At 58.7% G+C, this 971-nt stretch carries 1 pseudogene; it reads right to left on the minus strand.

Annotation, left to right across the window (positions count from 1 at the left end):
* Positions 1-971 (minus strand): annotated as a pseudogene (locus V8F51_RS31465) (hypothetical protein); the annotation flags it as partial.

Genomic DNA, 971 nt, shown 5'->3' on the forward strand with positions numbered 1-971 from the left:
TAGCTTAACGTTCCGCCATCGCTAACGTTTGCCGCCACGCTTAGCGTCGCTGTTCCGCCTACATTCACTGTCTTAGCCGTCGGTTGCGTTCCGATACTCGGCGTTGCCGCGTTCACGATGGCGTTCACCGTCACCAAAACAACGTTGCTCGTCACCGAAGCAGTCTTCGTCCCATTGACACTCGCATTCGTGTTCGTTACCACGACATAGTAGTACTTCGTGCCGGCCGCTGTCGTCGGTGCGTTATAGCTCGCGCTCGTCGCTCCGCTCACAAGCGTGCCTCCGGACGTACTATTCGTCGTGTTGCTGTACCATTGGTAGCTGAGCACTCCACCATCACTGACGCTGGCCGCCACGCTAAGCGTCGCCGTTCCGCCCACATCCACCGTCTTAGCCGTCGGCTGCGTTCCTATCGTCGGCGTTGCCGCATTTACAATCGCGTTTACCGTCACCAACACGACGTTGCTCGTCGCCGTCGCGGTCTTCGTGCCGTTCACGCTCGCATTCGTGTTCGTCACTACGACATAGTAGTACTTCGTCCCCGGCGCTGTCGTCGGCGTGTTATAACTTGCGCTGCTCGCTCCGCTCACTAGCGTACCGCCGGACGTACTGTTCGAAGTGTTGCTGTACCACTGGTAGCTGAGCGTTCCTCCGTCGCTGACGCTGGCCGCCACGCTTAGCGTCGCCGTTCCGCCGACATCCACCGTCTTAGCCGTCGGCTGCGTTCCGATCGTTGGCGTTGCCGCGTTCACGATGGTGTTCACCGTCACCAACACGACACTGCTCGTCACCGAAGCAGTCTTCGTCCCATTGACGCTCGCATTCGTGTTCGTCACCACAACATAGTAGTACTTCGTTCCCGCCGCTGTAGTCGGTGCGTTATAGCTTGCGCTGCTCGCTCCGCTCACAAGCGTGCCGCCACTCGTACTATTGCTAGTGTTGCTGTACCACTGATAGCTTAACGTTCCGCC

Source organism: Paenibacillus sp. YIM B09110, assembly GCF_037167145.1.
Classification (GTDB): domain Bacteria; phylum Bacillota; class Bacilli; order Paenibacillales; family Paenibacillaceae; genus Pristimantibacillus.